A 483-nucleotide genomic window follows, 5' to 3' on the forward strand; every position below is an offset into this window, starting at 1 on the left:
GCTCGACGCGGTCGGTGCGCTCCCAGGTGAAGTCCGGCAGCTCACGGCCGAAGTGGCCGTACGCGGCGGTCTGGGAGTAGATCGGCCGCAGCAGGTCCAGGTCGCGGATGATCGCGGCCGGGCGCAGGTCGAAGACCTCCGAGACGGCCTTCTGGATGCTGAGGACCGGCACGGTCTCGGTGCCGAAGGTCTCCACGAACAGGCCGACCGGCTCGGCCTTGCCGATCGCGTACGCGACCTGCACCTCGGCGCGGCGGGCGAGGCCGGCGGCGACGATGTTCTTCGCCACCCAGCGCATCGCGTACGCGGCCGAACGGTCCACCTTGGACGGGTCCTTGCCGGAGAAGGCACCGCCGCCGTGGCGGGCCATGCCGCCGTAGGTGTCAATGATGATCTTGCGGCCGGTCAGGCCGGCGTCGCCCATCGGGCCGCCGATCTCGAAGCGGCCGGTCGGGTTCACCAGCAGCCGGTAGCCGTCGGTGG

1 protein-coding gene is annotated in these 483 nt (G+C 71.4%); it reads right to left on the reverse strand.

All coding sequences use genetic code 11. The annotated features are described in order from the left end of the window. Positions 1-483: methionine adenosyltransferase domain-containing protein (locus tag OP86_RS32600; protein ID WP_030261274.1), on the reverse strand; the 483-nt coding region annotated here is incomplete at both ends.

This window comes from Streptomyces novaecaesareae (assembly GCF_000716875.1).
Classification (GTDB): Bacteria; Actinomycetota; Actinomycetes; order Streptomycetales; family Streptomycetaceae; genus Kitasatospora; species Kitasatospora novaecaesareae.